General features: G+C 54.6%; 1 protein-coding gene. It reads left to right on the top strand.

The genetic code is table 11. The features are described 5' to 3' along the window. The coding region (locus SAY88_RS25065) for a hypothetical protein (RefSeq protein WP_332635138.1) at window positions 1-271 on the top strand (271 nt) is incomplete at both ends.

The following is a 271-nucleotide window of genomic DNA, read 5'->3' as shown; positions in this document are numbered from 1 at the left end:
CATCCGTCCCCTTAAGTTTGTCATTCCGACCTTCGGTCACGCGACGAGAGGCCCCGAGGCATTCTTTGTGGCGCTCAAGCTCTATGACCTTCTGACGGTCGCGGAAACCAAAAGTGCCATACCGCAACAAGCCATTCCTAGCGGTCAGGTCATATCGAAACGCGAATGCCTCGATTTAATTCCGGGGCTCGAATTGCGAGGAATAACCGGCGGGGCCGTATGGTACGACGGCCAAATGCTGGATTCGGATCGCGTACTTTTAGAGTGTGTC

It is taken from the genome of Halalkalibacter flavus, from assembly GCF_036663575.1.
Lineage (GTDB): Bacteria > Bacillota > Bacilli > Bacillales > Bacillaceae_D > Halalkalibacter > Halalkalibacter flavus.
The sequence above is the reverse complement of the archived record's forward strand: the minus strand, read 5'-3'. Positions and strand labels throughout refer to the sequence as shown.